Source organism: Bacillus sp. ES1-5 (assembly GCF_022487605.1).
Taxonomy (GTDB): Bacteria; Bacillota; Bacilli; order Bacillales; family Bacillaceae_G; genus Bacillus_A; species Bacillus_A wiedmannii.
Genome location: NZ_JAKVPU010000002.1, coordinates 227,983 through 247,571, shown reverse-complemented (window position 1 = coordinate 247,571; position 19,589 = coordinate 227,983). Strand labels below are relative to the sequence as shown.

Genomic DNA, 19,589 nt, shown 5'->3' with positions numbered 1-19,589 from the left:
AATATTCCAAAAATAAATACAATAAAAAAACAGCTACCCCTCAAAGGTAGCTGTTCTATTATTTTACGCTTCTACAGATTTCTTTTTCTTAGCAGCTCTTTCGCGCTCACTCTTATCAAGAATCTTTTTACGTAGACGAATTGATTCTGGAGTTACTTCACAGAACTCGTCATCGTTTAAGTACTCTAATGACTCTTCTAAAGTCATTAAGCGTGGTTTTTTCATTGTTGAAGTTTGATCTTTCGTCGCAGAACGAATGTTAGTTTGTTGTTTCATTTTTACAACGTTAACTGTTAAGTCATTCTCACGAGTGTGTTCTCCAACAATCATACCAGCATATACTTCTGTACCTGGTTCAACGAAGATTACACCACGGTCTTCAACTTGCATAATACCGTATTGTGATGCTTTTCCTGTTTCAAGTGAAACTAGAACACCTTGGCGACGTCCACCAACTTGTCCAGCGTGTACTGGTTGGTAGCAATCGAATGTATGGTTTAAAATACCGTAACCACGAGTTAATGTTAAGAATTCTGTTGTGTAACCAATTAAACCACGTGCTGGAACCATGAAAGTAAGGCGAACTTGACCGTTTCCGTTATTCACCATATCTAACATTTCACCTTTACGTGCACCCATAGATTCCATAATAGAACCAGTGTATTCTTCAGGTACATCGATTTGCACGCGCTCTACAGGCTCACATCTTACGCCATCAACTTCTTTAATAATTACTTCAGGCTTAGATACTTGTAGTTCATAACCTTCACGACGCATGTTTTCAATTAGAATAGATAAATGTAATTCCCCACGTCCAGATACGATCCACGCATCAGGAGAATCTGTATTATCTACACGTAAACTTACATCTGTTTCTAATTGTGAACGAAGACGCTCTTCAATTTTACGAGATGTAATGAATTTACCTTCACGACCTGCAAATGGGCTGTTATTTACAAGGAATGTCATTTGTAGTGTTGGTTCATCAATACGTAATAATGGTAAAGCCTCTTCATGCTCAACCGGACATACCGTTTCACCTACGTTAATGTCTTCCATACCTGAAACAGCTACTAAATCTCCAGCTTTTGCTTCTTCAATTTCTTGACGTTTTAATCCAATGTAACCAAATAATTTCGTTACACGGAATTGTTTTACAGTTCCGTCAACTTTCATTAATGCAACTTGTTGTCCTACTTTCATTGTACCACGGAATACGCGTCCAACCCCGATACGACCAACATAGTCATTGTAATCAAGAAGTGCTACTTGGAATTGAAGTGGCTCTTCGCTGTTATCAACTGGTGCTGGAATATGTTCAATAATTGTGTCAAACAATGATTTCATATTCTCTTCTTGATTTGCTGGATTTGAATCTAAGCTTGCTGTTCCGTTCATTGCTGATGCAAATACAACTGGGAACTCTAATTGATCTTCGTTTGCACCAAGTTCGATGAATAAGTCAACTACTTCATCAACTACTTCATCAGGGCGAGCGAAGTCACGGTCAATTTTGTTTACAACAACGATTGGAGTTAAGTTTTGCTCAAGAGCTTTCTTTAAAACAAATCGTGTTTGTGGCATACAACCTTCATATGCATCAACAACAAGTAGAACACCATCAACCATTTTCATGATACGTTCTACTTCTCCACCGAAGTCAGCGTGACCAGGTGTATCTAAAATGTTAATTCGTTTATCTTCATAGTGAATCGCAGTATTCTTCGCTAAAATTGTAATACCACGTTCTCTTTCTAGATCGTTTGAGTCCATTGCGCGTTCTTCAATATGTTCATTCGCACGGAACGTCCCCGCTTGACGTAATAACTGGTCAACAAGTGTTGTTTTACCATGGTCAACGTGGGCAATAATTGCTATATTTCGTAAATCTTGTCGTTTTTTCAACATGTCCAACTCCTAATGTCTTTTTAATCCTTCTCTATTATAAGAGCGAAGGGGATACTATGGCAATCAAAATAAAATCAAGAATGAAAATATAGTTGTATTCTTACTTTTGTGAAAGTAAAATGAAATTGGAGGGTGAAGAAATGGAACACATTCAATATCGCTTTTTATTAACTGCAATTATCGGTGTTATTTTCTTAATCGGTATCGGCATTATGGTTGCTGAAAATAGTCCCATCGGTATTATTATTTGCATTATCGGCACATTTGTTACAGTTGGATACGGTTTTGTAACAAAAAGAAAAATGCGTAAATCGTAATAACGTCAAAAAGTAAGAAGCGCTTATACAGCCTCTTACTTTTTTTGTTACTCCGCTATAAATCGTAACACCTCTTCATACACTCCTGGTTTTGCAACTAATACGCTGCTCTTCTCTACGATAGAAAGCGGTGATCCAGAAAATGTTGTCACCTTGCCTCCAACTTCCTCTACAATTATCTGTCCCCCACCAAAATCCCATGGTGATAATCTCGGCGTTACATATGCATCTATTCTTCCTGTTGCAACGTATACCATCTCTAACGCTGCACAACCATATGATCTCGTGCCTCTTGCTTTCTTAACCAGTGCCATCATACTTTCCTTATTAAGCAATGGATTGTCGGTAAGCCATATCGCATTTAAAGCTACAATACCTTGCTCTACAGTTCCTTTTTCCAATAAAGGTATTGGTACTTCATTACAAAATGCTCCAGCTCCCTTTACCGCATGGTATAATTCATCATGAACTGGATCATAAATGAGTCCAACCTTTCCAATACCGTTCTCATAAATTCCAATTGAAATTGCGAAATTTCTTTTTTGATGAACAAAGTTCATCGTGCCATCAATTGGATCAATTAACCAAACAACCCCATCAGAAGAAGTTATCTCATCTCCATAACCTTCTTCTCCTAAAATATTATGGTTCGGGAATGTTTCTTTAATTTTCCCAATTAAAAACTGTTCTATTTCTCGGTCCATATTTGTTACTAAATCAGCTGCATTGGATTTCGTTTCTATAATAAGTGCTTTTTCCATTGATGCCATTAAAAACTCTCCTGCATCTCGAATCCACTGTTTGGCGTGTGCATCGATGTCTTTCCATACTTCTTGCATGTTTAAACACTCCGATCTATACTGTTCACAGAAAAAACGAACCCTTTATAAGGTTCGCACCAACTAATTTTTTATACATATACTATTATTACGCTTCTAAACGGATCATTTCAAGTCTTAACACTTCTAACTTTTGTACACACTCTTCTTTTTTCAGTTTATCATTTTCCATCATCGCATCATATAAAGTTGCTAATTCATAATCTAGCTCCAAACGTAGCACCGGTATTCTCTTTTCAGCATCTGTTCTCTTTAACGCATTAATCACCTGTCTCATATTATTTGCCTCCTCCCAATATTCGTCTGCCCTCGGACTAGAATTAATTCAATTTTCTGATTTTTTGTTTTATACTATACTATGTTGGATAAATCATCTATGCAACAAAATTATATTTTTTTATTTAAATTTTTTTGTGCTGTTTTTTTTATGAATAGTACAAGCTATGCTAAAATAAAAGCAAAATAGGAGTTGGAGGAACAATCATGACACTACAAACATTCAAGTCAACTGATTTTGAGGTCTTTACAGTTGATGGTCTCGAAGAACGAATGAGTGCAATTAAAACGAACATTCATCCTAAGCTGGAAGCTTTAGGGGAACAGTTTGCAACGTATTTATCCAAACAAACTGATGAGAACTTTTTTTATCATGTAGCAAAACATGCACGTCGCAAAGTCAATCCACCAAACGATACTTGGGTTGCTTTTTCAACAAATAAACGCGGTTATAAAATGCTGCCACATTTCCAAATTGGGTTATGGGGTACTCATGCCTTCATATACTTTGGTTTAATCTATGAGTGTCCACAAAAAGTGGAGACGGCTCACGCCTTCTTAGAACATTTAAATGATTTAAAAACAAATATTCCAAATGACTTCGTTTGGTCCATTGACCATACTAAACCAAGTGTAAAATTACATAAAACCCTTGAAACAGAAGACTTACAAAAGATGATTGAGCGTCTAGCTACTGTGAAAAAAGCAGAATTATTAGTCGGTATTCATATATCACCAGAGGAGTTTTCAGCAATGACCAACGAACAATTCCTTGCTAAGATTGAATCTACGATGCAATCACTCCTTCCTCTATATGCACTTTGTAATCGATAGTAGAAAACGGACAATATATATTGTCCGTTTTTAGTTGTTATCACATTATATCACTTCAGTTTTCATTTTTCAAAATATTTTTTACATTTTCACAAGCTTTTGTTCTTCAGTTTCTTTCGCCCTTTGAATCGCACGGTATATAGAATATCCACTTACTTCTTGAAACTCTTTATCAATTTTCTTCTCTTCTGCTTTAGATGGAACAATCTCTTTAAAACGACGATATAATCCCATTAATTCTTCTCTTATAATTCCTTTTTCGTATGCTTTCTCAATTGCTTCATAAAACTTCACAATTACAACCATTTCCTCATTTGACCAATCATAATCTAACGGATATTGATATTCCATTTCGCACCTCATTTATCATTTCTTCTTATTTCAATATGCTATCTTAAAGGGATTTTTTTCTTCTTCACTATAGCCACTTTGCATTATACACTATTTATTCATTGTGATGGAATTGTCTTCCTCTATAAGTTAATTGGAAATAACTATTTAACATACTCACTGTAAAAATATTTTTTTCTATACATCTATAATTATTGGTGATATAATGCTTTTGTTTTATAGAAAATAAAGTGAACCTACCATCTCAAAAATGCTTTTGTGATTGGCAGAAAAACAAGTCTCATTCTAAAAAGCACTTAACTTTTTTAGAACAAGATTATATAAAACAAACTCTAATAAATATTATGAAAAAGAAGGGGTGTATAGATTGTCCCAATACGAAACACCATTGTTTACCGCTTTAGTTGAGCACAGTAAGCGAAATCCAATTCAATTCCATATTCCTGGTCACAAAAAAGGACAGGGCATGGATCCTACATTTCGCGAATTTATTGGGCATAATGCATTAGCAATTGATTTAATTAATATTGCGCCGCTCGATGATTTACATCATCCAAAAGGTATGATTAAAGAAGCACAAGATTTAGCAGCCGCTGCATTTGGTGCAGATCATACTTTCTTTTCTATTCAAGGTACAAGTGGTGCAATAATGACAATGGTGATGAGCGTGTGCGGTCCTGGTGACAAAATCCTAGTGCCACGAAACGTGCATAAATCAGTAATGTCAGCTATTATTTTCTCAGGTGCAAAACCGATTTTCATGCATCCTGAAATCGATCCAAAACTTGGTATTTCACACGGAATCACAATTCAATCTGTCAAAAAGGCACTTGAAGAGCATTCAGATGCGAAAGGCTTACTTGTTATTAATCCAACATACTTTGGCTTTGCTGCGGACTTAGAACAGATTGTCCAATTAGCGCATTCTTATGATATCCCTGTACTAGTTGATGAAGCTCATGGTGTTCATATTCATTTTCACGATGAATTGCCGATGTCAGCGATGCAAGCCGGTGCAGATATGGCAGCAACAAGTGTTCACAAATTAGGAGGATCTTTAACGCAAAGTTCTATTCTTAACGTGAAGGAAGGCCTTGTGAACGTAAAACATGTTCAATCTATTATTAGCATGCTTACGACGACATCAACTTCTTACATCTTGTTAGCATCCCTAGATGTTGCTAGAAAACGTCTTGCTACAGAAGGAACAGCACTCATAGAACAAACAATACAATTAGCGGAACAAGTTCGTGATGCTATTAATGCTGTTGAGGATCTTTACTGTCCTGGGAAAGAAATGCTAGGTACGGATGCTACTTTTAACTATGATCCTACAAAGATAATTGTATCTGTAAAAGATTTAGGTATTACAGGACATCAGGCTGAAGTATGGCTTAGAGAGCAATATAACATTGAAGTAGAACTCTCAGATTTATACAACATACTATGTCTTGTCACTTTTGGGGATACAGAAAGTGAGACAAATACACTTATTGCAGCATTACAAGATTTAGCAGCAACATTTAGAAATAAAGCCGATAAAGGTGTTCAAATACAAGTAGAAATTCCAGAAATTCCAGTGCTAGCACTTTCTCCTCGAGATGCTTTTTATTCGGAAACAGAAGTCATTCCGTTTGAAAATGCAGCAGGTCGTATTATAGCTGATTTCGTTATGGTTTATCCGCCAGGGATTCCAATCTTTACTCCGGGGGAAATTATTACACAAGATAACTTAGCGTATATTCGTAAAAACTTAGAAGCAGGTTTACCTGTACAAGGTCCTGAAGACATGACATTACAAACATTACGTGTGATTAAAGAGTACAAGCCTATCAGTTGATAGGCTTTTCTTTCACCCTTTTTCCCTTTTCCCATACGATATTAAGTAATGTAACGTATAGGTGGGGATACGATTATGATTGTAATAGGCCGTTCTATTGTACATCCTTATATCACAAATGAATATGAGCCATTTGCAGCTGAGAAACAACAAATTTTATCGATAATGGCAGGAAATCAAGAAATTTATTCCTTCCGAACATCTGATGAACTCAGCTTTGATCTAAATTTGCGAGTGAATATTATTACTTCTGCATTAGAACTTTTTCAAAGTGGATTTCAGTTTCGCACATTTCAACAATCCTTTTGCAACCCCCAGTATTGGAAAAGAACGTCACTTGGAGGATTCGAGCTACTACCAAACATACCCCCTTCCATTGCCATACAAGATATTTTCAAAAACGGAAAACTATATGGAACTGAATGCGCCACCGCTATGATCATTATTTTTTACAAAGCTTTACTATCATTATATGAGGAAGAAACTTTCAACCGTCTCTTTGCAAACCTTTTACTTTATACGTGGGACTACGATCAAGATTTAAAGCTCATAACAAAAACGGGTGGTGATCTTGTTCCAGGTGATCTCATTTATTTTAAAAATCCACAAGTGAATCCAGCTACGATCGAGTGGCAAGGAGAAAATGCAATCTATCTAGGAAATTTCTTTTTTTACGGACATGGCGTAGGTGTAAAAACAAAAGAAGAAATTATATACTCATTAAATGAACGACGAATCCCTTACGCTTTTATTTCAGCTTTCTTGACCGATACTATTACCCGTATTGATAGCCGTCTTATGAGCCACTACGCTTCTCCTAGCACTCCACAGACATCGATAGGGTTTATTCCGATTAGAGATGATGCAATCGTTGCAACAGTTGGTCATACAACTACAATTTATTAAAAAAGCGCCTACATATACATATGTAGGCGCTTTTTCTTATTTAAGCTTTTGTATGTTCTTTATGGTCACATTCGCAATGAGATCCACATTTCCCGTATAGTACTGTTGATTTTTCATCTTCAAAATGTCCGATTGTTCCTTCACATACTTGGCATACGATTGTTCCCATTTTTCATTTCCCCCTGAGCTTTAATAATAATCTACTTATTTATAATTAAGCTTTCGCCTTATCTCTATTAGCACATTCACAATTTGTACCACATTTTCCGTAAAGCACTGTCGTTTTTTCATCTTCAAAATGACCGATTGTTCCTTCACATACTTGGCATACAATTGTTCCCATTTTTCATTTCCCCCTAAGTTTATGGTCCTAAAAACTTTTAGCTGTCCATTTCCTATCAATTATTGGGCTTTTGTATGCTCTGTGTGATCACATCCGCAAGATCCACATTTCCCGTAAAGTACCGTTACTTTTTCATCCTCGAAGTGTGCAATTGTACCTTCACAATCTTGACATACGATCGTTCCCATTTTTCATTTCCCCCTAAGTTTATAATCCCAAAAACTTTTTTGTAACCGCTTAACTTTCTGTCTTCATTTTAATATGTTATACTTTTTACGTCAATAGGTTTTTAGTATAACACATTAAATATTTTAAATTTAAATTAGTATGCGATATTCAAATAAAAAAACAGCCATATTTATACGTACGACTGTTTTACATTAATTATTCTTCATACTCCGCATGCAAAGAAGTAGATGGGACTAAAAATTTGAAAAACTGAGCTAACTCTACCGCTTCCTCTTCTGATCTTAATTTAAAAATCTCCTGTATATGTTGAACATTTTCTACATCATCTCGCCCAAGTAAAGTAGACCTTCCTGTTTGCATGCAAACAATGAGTGGCTTTCCAAAAAACATATTTGTATAAATAACACCAAAATCATAACGAGTATCATGTGTCATAAACCCCAAAAATCGTACCTTCACACTTTCATGCTCATCATACAATTTTTCAAACATCGGTTTCCACCTTTCTCCATCACCTTTCATTAGTATATTAAACAAAAAAAGGAATACTCCTTTTAATTGTCAAAAAATTCAGTAGGATGTAGAATAATAGTATTCTACTAAGGTTAGGGGGAACTTATATGCAACATGCCTTTATTACGCTTGTACCTAAATCCAATCAACAATCTGTTTCAATAGATGAAATAAAACAACTTTTTCATTACTATCAAACAGTTACTTCCAAAACTGGTGTTCAAATTAATTACGCTTATACAAATACCGCTTTTCCTTATGAAATTTTAGATACATCAGCAACAACATTAAAACTACAATCTACTCACGATCGATATGACTCCATTTATGTTGGTGTTGGTATTGAAAAGGAACAATCTTATATTCAGATTTCTTTACCACCTAATGCAACATTTGGTGATAAAGGAAAAGCAAATGAATTTTGCCGTTTTCTAGCGAAGAAATTAGAAGGAGAATTACAATTATTTAATGGAAGAACGATGTATTTCTATAAACGTTAATTTAAAAAATAGAAAATATGATTAAGAAAAGTATGCAATTTGAACACGTAAGGAATAATGACTGCTTTCTAGTTTGCAATACAAAATAAGCGATTACATATGCTAAATAAAGAAATACAAAAAATAGAATGACTTTGTAATGCAACTTATCACCATTTGATAATGCTAATACAACAGAAAAACCACTCCATAATAATAAATGATAAAATATAACATGCAATATTCTCATGAAACCTTCTCCTTTGACATGCTCTATTTTATTAATATATGGGATTAAGTTTGAATCAATTACTTATTATACGAAAGCGTATATATGGCTTTTGGATTAATATATGTTCTAACGATTCAATTAAAGTATTATATATTCATTCGACAAGTACATATAAAGACCTTGCAAGCCATTTTTTATTAAAATAAAAAATAGCCCATCTCTTTAAATAAGAGATGGGCTATTTTCATTACTTAAATTATTTTACAATGTGAATTGGCATTCCAAGAGCAACTTCAGCTGCTTCCATTGTGATTTCACCTAATGTTGGGTGAGCGTGGATTGTTTGAGCGATATCTTCTGCTGTCATTCCAGCTTCGATAGCTAAACCAATCTCAGAGATAATATCAGAAGCGCCTGCACCTGCAACTTGAGCACCTACAAGAAGACCATCTTCTTTACGTGTTACAAGTTGTAGGAAACCGTCAGTGCTGTTTAATGATAATGCACGACCGTTAGCAGCGAATGGGAACTTAGATACAGCTACTGTCATTCCTGCTTCTTCAGCTTGTTTCTTAGTGTAACCAACAGATGCTAATTCTGGATCAGTGAAGCATACTGCAGGAATTCCGATGTAATCGATTGCTGATGCATGGCCACTAATTACTTCAACAGCTACTTTACCTTCGTAAGAAGCTTTGTGAGCTAATGGTGGTCCAGGAACGATATCACCGATTGCATAGATGTTTGGTACGTTTGTACGACATTGCTCATCGATTTCGATGATGCCGCGGTCAGTCATTTTAACTCCAACTTGCTCAAGACCGATTTCTTGAGTGTTTGGACGACGACCTACAGTTACTAATACGTAATCTGCTTCTACAGTTTGGATTTCACCTTTAACTTCAAAGCTAACTTTTACGCCAGTTTCTGTTTCTTCAACGCCTTTAGCCATAGCTTTTGTATGGATATTTACGTTACCTTTCTTTTGAAGAGCACGTTTAACAACAGAGCTCATAGCTTTTTCGAAACCAGCTAAGATTTCGTCGCCAGCTTCTACTACAGTAACTTCTGTACCGAAGTTAGCATATGCAGTTCCTAATTCCATACCGATGTAACCGCCGCCGATTACAACAAGTTTTTTAGGAATTTCAGGTAAGCTTAAAGCACCTGTAGAGTTGATAACACGTTTAGAGTATTTGAATCCTGGAATTTCGATTGGTGTAGAACCAGTTGCAAGAACAGCATTTTTAAACGTATACGTTTGTGCTGCATCTTCAGTCATTACGCGTAATGTATTAGCATCTACGAAGTAAGCTTCACCGCGAATGATTTCAACTTTGTTACCTTTAAGAAGGCCTTCAACACCGCCAGTTAATTTCTTAACTACGCCGTTTTTCCATTCTTGAACTTTTGTAAAGTCAACTTTTACGTTCTCTGCAGTAATACCCATGTCATCAGAATGCATTGCATTCTCATAACGATGACCTGCATTGATTAACGCTTTTGAAGGAATACATCCAACGTTTAAGCATACGCCACCAAGGTTAGCTTTTTCGATAATTGCTACCTTTTGACCTAATTGTGCTGCACGAATTGCCGCAACGTATCCACCAGGACCTGCACCAACAACGACTGTATCTAATTCAATTGGGAAATCTCCTACTACCATTGTTATTACGCCTCCATTACTAATAATTGTGGGTCATTCAATAGACGTTTAATTTGGTTTAATGCTTTTTGAGCAGTTGCGCCGTCAATTAAACGATGGTCAAAGCTTAGAGATAATGCTAATACTGGAGCTGCAACGATTTCACCGTTTTTCACAACTGGCTTCTCAGCGATACGGCCGATACCAAGAATTGCTACTTCTGGGTGGTTGATAACTGGAGTGAACCATTGTCCACCTGCAGAACCAATGTTTGTGATTGTGCAAGAAGCACCTTTCATTTCAGCCGGAGCTAAACGACCATCACGTGCTTTACCAGCAAGATCATTGATCTCGTTAGAAATAGTGAAGATAGACTTGCGATCTGTATCTTTAACAACTGGTACTAATAGACCTTTGTCTGTATCAGCTGCGATACCGATGTTGAAGTAATGTTTATGAACTACTTCTTGAGAAGCATCATCTAAAGAAGTGTTTAACATTGGGTATTCGCGTAATGCAGATGTTAAAGCTTTAACAACGTATGGAAGGTAAGTTAATTTAATACCTTTGTCAGCTGCAACAGCTTTGAACTTCTTACGGTGAGCAACAAGCTCAGTTACATCAACTTCATCCATTAATGTTACGTGAGGAGCTGTATGCTTAGAGTTAACCATTGCTTTTGCAATCGCTTTACGGATACCACTCATTTTCTCACGAGTTTCTGGATATTCACCAGCTGGGATTGGTTGTGCTTTTGGTGCTTCTTCTTTCGCTGCTGCTGGAGTAGCTTCTACTGCTGCTGGAGCCTCAGTTGCTGCTACTGCTTGTCCACCATTTGCAAATGCATCGATGTCAGCTTTTACGATACGGCCGTTCTTACCAGAACCAGCTACTTTATGAATGTCTACGCCGTTTTCACGAGCATATTTACGAACAGATGGCATAGCGATTACGCGCTCATTTACTACTTCTGCAGTTGCTGCTGGAGTAGCTTCCGCTGCTGGAGCTTCTACTGCTGCTTCTTCAGCTTTTGGAGCTTCATCATGATCGTCACCTTTAAATTTAAGGTTTTCGTATCCAGGAGCATCAAATTTAATTAATGTATCTCCTACAATTGCAACTGTTCCTTCTTCTACAAGTACTTCAAGTACTTTACCTTTAACAGGAGAAGGGATTTCTACTACTGCTTTATCATTTTGTACTTCAAGAAGTACATCGTCTTCGTTTACTTCATCGCCTGGTTTAATAAACCATTTTACGATTTCACCTTCGTGGATACCTTCACCGATATCTGGTAGTTTAAATTCAAATGCCACGGAATTCAGCCCCCTGATTCATTTCATTATTATGGAATATGTACAAAAGAAACCAGCATGTGCTGATTTCTTTTGCACATGAAAAACTAAAAATTAGAAGTTCATTACTTTGTTAACAGCTTCAACAATATCTTTATGGTTTGGTAACCATACGCTCTCAGCTTGAGAGAATGGGAATACTGTATCAGCAGCTGCAACACGTACAACTGGAGCTTCTAAGTTTAAGATTGCACGGTCGTTAATTTCCGCTACAACGTTAGCTGCAATACCAGCTTGTTTTTGTGCTTCTTGAACTACAACTACGCGGCCTGTTTTTTCAACAGAAGCGATGATTGTTTCGATATCTAATGGTTGAACTGTACGTAAGTCAACTACCTCTAAAGAGATACCTTCTTTTTCAAGTTCTTCAGCAGCTTTTAATGCAGCATGAACCATAGCACCGTAAGCGATAACAGATACATCTGTACCTTCACGTTTGATATCAGCTTTACCTAAATCAATTGTGTAGTCGCCTTCTGGTACATCTTGACGGAATGAACGGTACAATTTCATATGCTCTAAGTAGATAACTGGATCGTTGTCACGAATCGCAGAGATTAAAAGACCTTTTGCATCGTATGGAGTAGATGGAATAACAACTTTTAGACCAGGTTGTTGAGCCACTAATCCTTCTAAGCTATCAGCATGTAGTTCAGGAGTATGAACACCGCCACCGAATGGAGAACGAATTGTTACTGGAGCAGTCCAACGTCCACCAGAACGGTAACGCATACGAGCTAATTGACCAGAAACTGAATCCATTACTTCATAAATGAAACCGAAGAATTGGATTTCTGGAACTGGACGGAAGCCTTCTAATGCAAGTCCAACTGCAAGTCCACCAATACCAGACTCTGCAAGTGGAGTATCCATTACACGATCTTCACCGAATTCAGCTTGTAAACCTTCAGTAGCACGGAATACACCGCCGTTTACACCAACGTCTTCACCAAACACAAGTACGTTAGGGTCATTTTTCATTTCAACGCGTAAAGCATCAGTGATTGCTTGAATCATTGTCATTTGAGCCATGGCTTACTTCGACTCCTTTTCTTTGTAAATTTCATATTGTTCAGCTAAGTTGTAAGGCATTTTTTCGTACATGATTTCCATTAGATCAGTAACTTTTTGTTTCGGAGCTTGGTCAGCCTTAGCAATTGCTTGTTTGATATCTTCTTTTGCTTCTTCGATTACTTTCTCTTCAACTTCTTGAGACCATAGGCCTTTGTTTTCTAAGAATGCACGGAAGCGTACGATTGGATCTTTTTGTTCCCATTCGTTCTCGATATCTTTTGTACGGTAACGAGTTGGGTCATCACCAGCCATTGTATGTGGACCGTAACGGAATGTTAAAGTCTCGATTAAAGTAGGGCCTTCGCCGTTTACTGCACGCTCACGAGCGAAAGCAGTTGCTGCGTATACAGCTAATGGATCCATACCGTCTACTTGAATTCCGTAAATACCTGCTGCTACTGCTTTTTGTGCTACAGTTTTAGCTGCAGATTGCTTTTCTACTGGAGTAGAGATTGCATAACGGTTGTTTTGTACAACGAAGATTGCTGGAGCTTTGAATGCACCCGCAAAGTTCATACCTTCGTAGAAGTCACCTTGTGAAGCACCACCGTCACCAGTGTAAGTAATTGCAACAGATTTTTTACCACGTAGTTTCATACCTAACGCAACACCAGCAGTTTGGATGATTTGCGCACCGATGATGATTTGTGGAGCAAGTGCATTTACATTCTCAGGCATTTGGTTACCCATGAAATGTCCACGAGAGAATAAGAATGCTTGGTATAATGGTAAACCGTGCCATACTAATTGTGGCACATCACGATATCCTGGTAAGATGAAATCTTCTGCTTCAAGTGCGAAATGACTTGCTAATTGAGAAGCCTCTTGTCCAGCTGTTGGTGCGTAGAAACCTAAACGTCCTTGACGGTTTAAAGAAATAGAACGTTGATCTAGTACGCGAGTATACACCATACGGCGCATTAATTCTTTTAATTGATCATCAGATAATTCAGGCATAGCTGCTTCATTCACAACTTCGCCTTTTTCATTTAAAATTTGTAATGTCTCAAATTGAGCTGCGATAGCTTTCATTTGCTCATCAACATTAAATAGGGTCTTTTTTGTTTTAGTACCCATTCCGTTCACCTCTTCCTCTCTTGAACCATATTCTGAAACGCTTTCACTATCTATTAGCTAGACTGAAAACGCAACAATGTAAACCAACAAATTTATCTGTCGGTTGAGAATAATTTTGTGTACCTAACAATCTGTACTAATGTTTTTTCAGAAACATATTAATACAATCTTGATCACGTTTTTTAGTTTACAACTATTCTAATTACGATGTCAATTACTTTGGTTACGTTTTTTTATAAATAATCTGCAGGTTTCTTCTACACAAACGTGTTTTTATTTTTCACATCTGTATTAGTAAGCATTAACCTACTGTTATATTATTCCCTTTTCAACTTATTTTTTCTCTTAGAATAATATGTAAACGATTTAATTCTCTTTAGTTTTTCTCTCTTCTTAGCAAAAATATACAAACTCTTCTTCCTTTTATAGGTAATTACCCATACATTTCTACTCTTCCCTCCATACATTATAGTAACCGCAGTGTTAGCGGGAAATGATAAAGGAGGTCATCTCATGTACGGATACTCATATTGCTATCCAACTTGTTCAAATCCTTCCTACGGTTATGGCGGTTCTTGTGGCGGGTCTGGACGCGGCTTCGCCTTAATCGTTGTGTTGTTTATTCTTTTAATTATCGTTGGTGCTGCTTGCATTCGCTAATGTAAAATGAAACAACTATGGAAAGAAACAGACGGCTTTGCCGTCTTTTCTTTTTATTACATACATAAATATTCTATAGTAAAACACTTTCCAAAGTGCTTCCCTACTTGTCGATGACTTTTTCCACCTCCTTTGGTAGACTAAAGAAGAAAGGAGAGATTACATATGCTTACAATGAAAGATGTAATTCGCGAAGGAGATTCTATTTTGCGCAACGTTGCAGAAGAGGTATCAATGCCGGCGAGCGAAGAAGATACAACTGCCCTTAAAGAAATGATTGAATTTGTAATAAATAGCCAAGATCCTGAAATGGCTGAAAAATATAGTTTGCGCCCTGGAATCGGATTAGCTGCTCCACAAATCGGTATTTCAAAGAAAATGATTGCGGTTCATGTAACTGATACGGACGGTACGTTATATAGTCATGCATTATTCAACCCAAAAATCATTAGTCATTCTGTTGAACGTACATATTTACAAAGCGGGGAAGGCTGTCTATCAGTAGACCGCGAAGTACCTGGTTATGTCCCTCGTTACACAAGAATTACAGTGAAAGCAACATCTATCAAAGGTGAAGAAGTAAAATTACGTTTAAAAGGTTTACCAGCAATTGTATTTCAGCATGAGATTGACCATTTAAATGGTGTTATGTTCTATGACCACATTAATAAAGAAAATCCATTTACTGCTCCTGACGATTCAAAACCTCTAGAGCGATAATAAAAAAAGGCGGAAGTTAATCTTCCGCCTTTTTTATATGAAATAGGTTCCATATTCACTTATAGCAATCCAGCCCATTTTAATCCATGATATATGCCGTCTTCACTAACATCCTTTGTCACATGATTTGCAAGTTTTTTCAAGTCTTCATGACCATTACCCATCACAATACCTGTCCCAACTGCTTCGATCATTTCTAAATCATTTAAGCCATCTCCAAATGCATACACTTGTTCACGGTTAAATCCTAATTTTCCAATGAATTTCTCAATTCCTTTTGCCTTCGAACCACCATTCGGAATAATATCCATTGAATATGCATGCCAGCGAATAAAATGAAAATCTGGGTAATGATTAATAAACTTTTCCTCTTCATTCACTTCACAGAAAAGAAGTGTTTGATAAATATTACGTTTCTCATAGAAATCAGGTTCATATGCCGGATGCTCAAAATTTAAGCTTCCAAAACCTTCTTTCACATAATCATGATATTCCACTGATGCTCTCATTTCTTGATGATCCAGATATACAAGTGGATATCCTTCTTGTTTTGCAAACTGAGTAAACTTATGTAAGGCAGCTGGATGTAACGGGTTATTAAATATTACCTCATCTTCAAATACAACGTACTGTCCATTAAAGCTAACATAATTATGTATATTGAGTTCCTCACGGATATCTTCAAACATAAATGGCGCACGTCCTGTCGCAATTGCTACATGCACACCTTTTTCTTGTAAATGTCTTACTGCATCTCGTGTAGATTGCGGAATCTTCTTATCGTGATCTAATAATGTTCCATCAATATCAAAAAAGACAATTTTATCATTCATTTGTCAAAATCCTTTCCGTTACTCTATATTCCTATTTTGATTATCACTTTTCAAATTCTAAAAAAAAGTATAACATATTAAACATCTGTGAAGAAAGCGTTCACTTTCTGACCTTATTTATGAAACCTGCATATATATATTAGTAAAAAATGTGGATACTTGTTCGTATGAATTTTCTTTTCTATTCTTTCTCATACTATACCTATAACTAACGGCTACTAATCGTTACTATAGAATAACTTTTCCTGTATGAGAAAGGACAAGATTCAACATCCACTTTTGTCTTCTTTCTTATGTCAGAGACGGAGTTTTCACTAGTAATATGCATGTTTAAAATAAGGAAAGGAAGGAGTAATCATGCTGAAGAAGCTGAAGAAAAAGCTCAAGCGTTATTTAAAAGATCTAGTCCGTAAAAAGACAATCGCTTAAATTGTGCCCATTTCGGGCTTTTTCTTCATTCTCATTCGAAAAAACATGAAAATCGTGACTGTTTGCTTTATAATAAGTAACAGATAATGCAAAACATAGACAAGGAGAGGTTTTCCAAATGATTTTTAAAGTATTTTATCAAGTAAAATTGACTGAGGTTCCAGTACGTGAAAATACAAAAGTTTTATATTTAGAGGCTACGTCTGAAAAGGATGTTCGTAAGAAATTAAATAAGTTCGCATATAATATCGAGTTCGTTCAGTCTGTTACTGGTGCTCATCTTGAATATGAAAAAGAAAACGCTGATTTAACATTAGCGGAAATCGTATAGTCATATGAAATTTCTAAAGAATGATCAAGCTGCCGTTTTTGCTTTAGGTGGACTTGGTGAAATCGGTAAAAATACATATGCTGTTCAATTTCAAGATGAAATTATTATTATTGATGCTGGAATTAAATTTCCAGAAGACGAACTCCTCGGAATCGATTATGTAATACCAGATTACACTTATTTTGTGCGAAACGAAGATAAAATTAAAGGATTATTCATTACACATGGTCACGAAGATCATATCGGTGGAATTCCTTACTTATTACGTCAAGTAAACATCCCGATTTATGGTGGAAAATTAGCAATTGCACTAATTAAAAACAAATTAGAAGAGCACGGATTACTTCGTAAAGCAAAACTTTATGAAATTCAAGAAGATGATGTTATTAAATTTAAAAAGACATCTGTTTCCTTCTTCCGTACAACTCACAGTATCCCAGATTCATACGGAGTTGTTGTGAAAACACCTCAAGGACAAGTTGTTCATACTGGTGATTTCAAATTTGATTTCACACCAGTCGGTGAACCAGCAGACTTAACAAAAATGGCTGAAATCGGAAAAGACGGTGTACTTTGTCTCTTATCTGATAGTACAAACAGTGAAGTTCCAAACTTTACAATGTCTGAGCGCCGTGTTGGTGATAGTATTCAAGATATTTTCCGCAAAGTAGAAGGTCGTATTATCTTCGCAACCTTTGCATCAAATATCCATCGTCTACAACAAGTTGTTGAAGCAGCTGTTGAAAACAATCGTAAAGTGGCTGTATTCGGTCGCAGTATGGAAGCAGCGATTGAAATCGGACAAAACCTTGGTTATATTCGCTGTCCGAAGGATACATTCATAGATACATCTCAACTAAACCGCCTACCAGCTAATAAAGTTGTTATTTTATGTACAGGTAGTCAAGGTGAGCCAATGGCAGCACTTTCACGTATTGCTAATGGTACTCATCGTCAAATTCAAATCATTCCTGGCGACACAGTTGTTTTCTCTTCTTCTCCAATCCCTGGTAATACAATTAGTGTAAGTCGTACAATTAACATGTTGTATCGTGCTGGTGCTGATGTAATCCACGGAAAACTGTCAAACATTCATACGAGTGGACACGGTGGACAAGAAGAACAAAAACTAATGCTTCGTCTAATTAAACCGAAGTATTTCATGCCAATTCATGGTGAATATCGCATGCAACGTATGCATATGAAGTTAGCAAACGATTGTGGTATTCCAGAAGAAAACTGTTTCATCATGGATAATGGAGATGTTCTCGCTCTTCGTTCTGATGAAGCAAGCGTAGCTGGTAAAATACCATCTGGCTCTGTCTATATTGACGGAAATGGTATTGGAGATATCGGTAATATCGTATTACGCGATCGTCGTATTCTTTCTGAAGAAGGACTTGTTATTGTAGTTGTAAGCATTGATATGAAAGAGTTTAAAGTTGCAGCAGGACCTGATATTATCTCACGTGGCTTCGTGTATATGCGCGAAAGTAGTGATTTAATTAATGATGCTCAAACATTAATTACAACTCATTTAGAAAAAGTAATGGAGCGTAAAACAACACAATGGTCTGAAATTAAAAATGAAATTACAGACACATTAGCACCATTCCTATATGAGAAAACAAAACGTCGCCCAATGATTTTACCAATCATTATGGAAATATAAGAAAAAGGACAATACCTTCATGGTATTGTCCTTTTCTCTTATCTTAAAAAGTGTTTAAAACGATCTACTTCATCGTCATGACCAATTACAATTAATATATCTCCCGCTTGAATGTTTTCCGTAGCTCGAGGAGATACAATAACTTCTTTACCACGTTTAATCGCTACAATATTCAATCCAAACTTCGCACGAATATCTAATTCGATTAAAGAATGACCATCAATTTTTTTATTTGCAATAATCTCTACAATACTATGCTCATCTGATAGCTCAAGATAGTCTAATACATTACTTGATGCAATATTATTAGCAATCCTTTTTCCCATATCACGCTCGGGGTGCACAATGTGGTCTGCACCTATTTTACTTAACACTTTTTCATGGTAATCATTTTGAGCTTTTACAGTAATATTTTTTACACCTAACTCTTTCAGAATTAATGTTGTTAAAATACTTGAATTTAAATTGTCTCCAATAGCAACGACTACATGATCAAAATTACGAATACCAAGACTTTTTAATACCATCTCATCTGTTGAATCTGCAATTACAGCATGTGAAGCTATATTTGCAAACTCATTAATTTTATCCTCATCTGAATCAATTGCCATTACTTCCATACCTAATTGAGCGAGTTCTCGGCAAATACTTCCACCAAAACGTCCAAGCCCAATGACAGCAAATTCTTTCTCTTTTTCACCCACAGGAATTCCTCCAATAACATCGAATACTATGTATTTTTATTGTAACATACTTTAGATTT

The 19,589-nt window shown here is 36.3% G+C and carries 24 protein-coding genes; 9 read left to right on the top strand and 15 right to left on the bottom strand.

Going from position 1 to position 19,589, the window contains the following annotated elements; all coding sequences use genetic code 11:
- Positions 1-63 precede the first annotated feature (63 nt).
- Positions 64-1,908 carry a translational GTPase TypA gene (gene typA / locus MKO96_RS11100; protein ID WP_000914755.1) on the bottom strand — a complete coding sequence of 615 codons (1,845 nt, stop codon included), beginning with the start codon at positions 1,906-1,908 and terminating at the stop codon, positions 64-66.
- A 140-nt stretch (positions 1,909-2,048) separates the two neighbouring features.
- On the opposite strand from typA, the gene MKO96_RS11095 reads away from it, so the two are divergent.
- Entirely contained in the window at positions 2,049-2,225 is a 177-nt protein-coding gene (locus MKO96_RS11095; RefSeq protein WP_048563222.1) for a DUF5325 family protein, read from the top strand.
- Between the two features lie 47 nt (positions 2,226-2,272).
- On the opposite strand, the gene MKO96_RS11090 is transcribed toward MKO96_RS11095, so the two are convergent.
- Together MKO96_RS11090 and MKO96_RS11085 are read right to left on the bottom strand one after the other, a co-directional pair.
- Positions 2,273-3,064: an inositol monophosphatase family protein gene (locus MKO96_RS11090; RefSeq protein WP_098355051.1), complete on the bottom strand. Its 792-nt coding sequence runs from the start codon at positions 3,062-3,064 to the stop codon at positions 2,273-2,275.
- Positions 3,065-3,152: 88 nt separating this feature from the next.
- Positions 3,153-3,341 carry a hypothetical protein gene (locus MKO96_RS11085; RefSeq protein ID WP_001250166.1) on the bottom strand — a complete coding sequence of 63 codons (189 nt, stop codon included), beginning with the start codon at positions 3,339-3,341 and terminating at the stop codon, positions 3,153-3,155.
- Positions 3,342-3,547: 206 nt separating this feature from the next.
- Between MKO96_RS11085 and MKO96_RS11080 the strand changes: the two genes are divergently transcribed.
- Positions 3,548-4,174: a YktB family protein gene (locus tag MKO96_RS11080; RefSeq protein ID WP_000175087.1), complete on the top strand. Its 627-nt coding sequence runs from the start codon at positions 3,548-3,550 to the stop codon at positions 4,172-4,174.
- A gap of 81 nt (positions 4,175-4,255) precedes the next feature.
- On the opposite strand, the gene MKO96_RS11075 is transcribed toward MKO96_RS11080, so the two are convergent.
- Positions 4,256-4,525 (bottom strand): UPF0223 family protein, encoded by a 270-nt coding sequence (locus tag MKO96_RS11075; protein ID WP_000456565.1) that lies wholly within the window; start codon positions 4,523-4,525, stop codon positions 4,256-4,258.
- 367 nt (positions 4,526-4,892) lie between these two features.
- On the opposite strand from MKO96_RS11075, the gene speA reads away from it, so the two are divergent.
- Complete coding sequence (gene speA / locus MKO96_RS11070; RefSeq protein WP_140386878.1) at positions 4,893-6,365, top strand: arginine decarboxylase; 1,473 nt, start codon at positions 4,893-4,895, stop codon at positions 6,363-6,365.
- Positions 6,366-6,440: 75 nt separating this feature from the next.
- Positions 6,441-7,271, top strand: coding sequence for a protein-glutamine gamma-glutamyltransferase (locus MKO96_RS11065; RefSeq protein ID WP_240587493.1), 831 nt, complete (start codon positions 6,441-6,443; stop codon positions 7,269-7,271).
- A gap of 40 nt (positions 7,272-7,311) precedes the next feature.
- Here the strand turns inward: MKO96_RS11065 and MKO96_RS11060 are convergent, their stop codons facing one another.
- The 4 genes from MKO96_RS11060 to MKO96_RS11045 form a co-directional block, all read right to left on the bottom strand.
- A complete protein-coding gene (locus MKO96_RS11060) occupies positions 7,312-7,440 on the bottom strand; it encodes a GapA-binding peptide SR1P (RefSeq protein WP_000536796.1) in 129 nt (42 codons plus the stop codon).
- A gap of 45 nt (positions 7,441-7,485) precedes the next feature.
- Positions 7,486-7,614 (bottom strand): GapA-binding peptide SR1P, encoded by a 129-nt coding sequence (locus MKO96_RS11055; RefSeq protein ID WP_064474947.1) that lies wholly within the window; start codon positions 7,612-7,614, stop codon positions 7,486-7,488.
- 59 nt (positions 7,615-7,673) lie between these two features.
- Positions 7,674-7,802: a GapA-binding peptide SR1P gene (locus MKO96_RS11050; RefSeq protein WP_000536778.1), complete on the bottom strand. Its 129-nt coding sequence runs from the start codon at positions 7,800-7,802 to the stop codon at positions 7,674-7,676.
- Between the two features lie 196 nt (positions 7,803-7,998).
- On the bottom strand, positions 7,999-8,295 hold the full coding sequence (locus MKO96_RS11045) for a DUF3055 domain-containing protein (protein ID WP_240587579.1): 297 nt from the start codon (positions 8,293-8,295) through the stop codon (positions 7,999-8,001).
- Between the two features lie 128 nt (positions 8,296-8,423).
- On the opposite strand from MKO96_RS11045, the gene MKO96_RS11040 reads away from it, so the two are divergent.
- Positions 8,424-8,816 (top strand): DUF1885 family protein, encoded by a 393-nt coding sequence (locus MKO96_RS11040; protein ID WP_087981725.1) that lies wholly within the window; start codon positions 8,424-8,426, stop codon positions 8,814-8,816.
- A gap of 1 nt (position 8,817) precedes the next feature.
- Here MKO96_RS11040 and MKO96_RS11035 read toward each other — a convergent pair whose 3' ends face one another.
- From MKO96_RS11035 to pdhA, 5 genes are all read right to left on the bottom strand, one after another.
- Positions 8,818-9,045: a hypothetical protein gene (locus MKO96_RS11035; protein WP_087981726.1), complete on the bottom strand. Its 228-nt coding sequence runs from the start codon at positions 9,043-9,045 to the stop codon at positions 8,818-8,820.
- A gap of 238 nt (positions 9,046-9,283) precedes the next feature.
- Positions 9,284-10,696, bottom strand: coding sequence for a dihydrolipoyl dehydrogenase (gene lpdA / locus MKO96_RS11030; RefSeq protein WP_000260105.1), 1,413 nt, complete (start codon positions 10,694-10,696; stop codon positions 9,284-9,286).
- Positions 10,697-10,701: 5 nt separating this feature from the next.
- Positions 10,702-11,991, bottom strand: a complete 1,290-nt coding sequence (gene pdhC / locus MKO96_RS11025; protein ID WP_071713168.1) for a pyruvate dehydrogenase complex dihydrolipoyllysine-residue acetyltransferase — start codon at positions 11,989-11,991, stop codon at positions 10,702-10,704.
- A 93-nt stretch (positions 11,992-12,084) separates the two neighbouring features.
- On the bottom strand, positions 12,085-13,062 hold the full coding sequence (pdhB, locus tag MKO96_RS11020) for a pyruvate dehydrogenase complex E1 component subunit beta (RefSeq protein ID WP_000068162.1): 978 nt from the start codon (positions 13,060-13,062) through the stop codon (positions 12,085-12,087).
- Positions 13,063-13,065: 3 nt separating this feature from the next.
- Positions 13,066-14,181 carry a pyruvate dehydrogenase E1 component subunit alpha gene (gene pdhA / locus MKO96_RS11015; protein WP_000536893.1) on the bottom strand — a complete coding sequence of 372 codons (1,116 nt, stop codon included), beginning with the start codon at positions 14,179-14,181 and terminating at the stop codon, positions 13,066-13,068.
- 513 nt (positions 14,182-14,694) lie between these two features.
- Between pdhA and MKO96_RS11010 the strand changes: the two genes are divergently transcribed.
- Both MKO96_RS11010 and def read left to right on the top strand, forming a co-directional pair.
- Complete coding sequence (locus MKO96_RS11010; RefSeq protein WP_000274561.1) at positions 14,695-14,841, top strand: YjcZ family sporulation protein; 147 nt, start codon at positions 14,695-14,697, stop codon at positions 14,839-14,841.
- 165 nt (positions 14,842-15,006) lie between these two features.
- On the top strand, positions 15,007-15,561 hold the full coding sequence (gene def / locus MKO96_RS11005; protein WP_240587492.1) for a peptide deformylase: 555 nt from the start codon (positions 15,007-15,009) through the stop codon (positions 15,559-15,561).
- A 59-nt stretch (positions 15,562-15,620) separates the two neighbouring features.
- Here def and MKO96_RS11000 read toward each other — a convergent pair whose 3' ends face one another.
- A complete protein-coding gene (locus tag MKO96_RS11000; protein ID WP_172552736.1) occupies positions 15,621-16,394 on the bottom strand; it encodes a Cof-type HAD-IIB family hydrolase in 774 nt (257 codons plus the stop codon).
- Between the two features lie 547 nt (positions 16,395-16,941).
- Between MKO96_RS11000 and MKO96_RS10995 the strand changes: the two genes are divergently transcribed.
- Both MKO96_RS10995 and rnjA read left to right on the top strand, forming a co-directional pair.
- Positions 16,942-17,154, top strand: coding sequence for a DNA-dependent RNA polymerase subunit epsilon (locus MKO96_RS10995; protein WP_000576445.1), 213 nt, complete (start codon positions 16,942-16,944; stop codon positions 17,152-17,154).
- A gap of 4 nt (positions 17,155-17,158) precedes the next feature.
- Positions 17,159-18,826 carry a ribonuclease J1 gene (rnjA, locus tag MKO96_RS10990; RefSeq protein ID WP_000670372.1) on the top strand — a complete coding sequence of 556 codons (1,668 nt, stop codon included), beginning with the start codon at positions 17,159-17,161 and terminating at the stop codon, positions 18,824-18,826.
- Positions 18,827-18,864: 38 nt separating this feature from the next.
- Here rnjA and MKO96_RS10985 read toward each other — a convergent pair whose 3' ends face one another.
- A complete protein-coding gene (locus MKO96_RS10985) occupies positions 18,865-19,530 on the bottom strand; it encodes a potassium channel family protein (RefSeq protein WP_000504032.1) in 666 nt (221 codons plus the stop codon).
- Between the last annotated feature and the right edge of the window lie 59 nt (positions 19,531-19,589).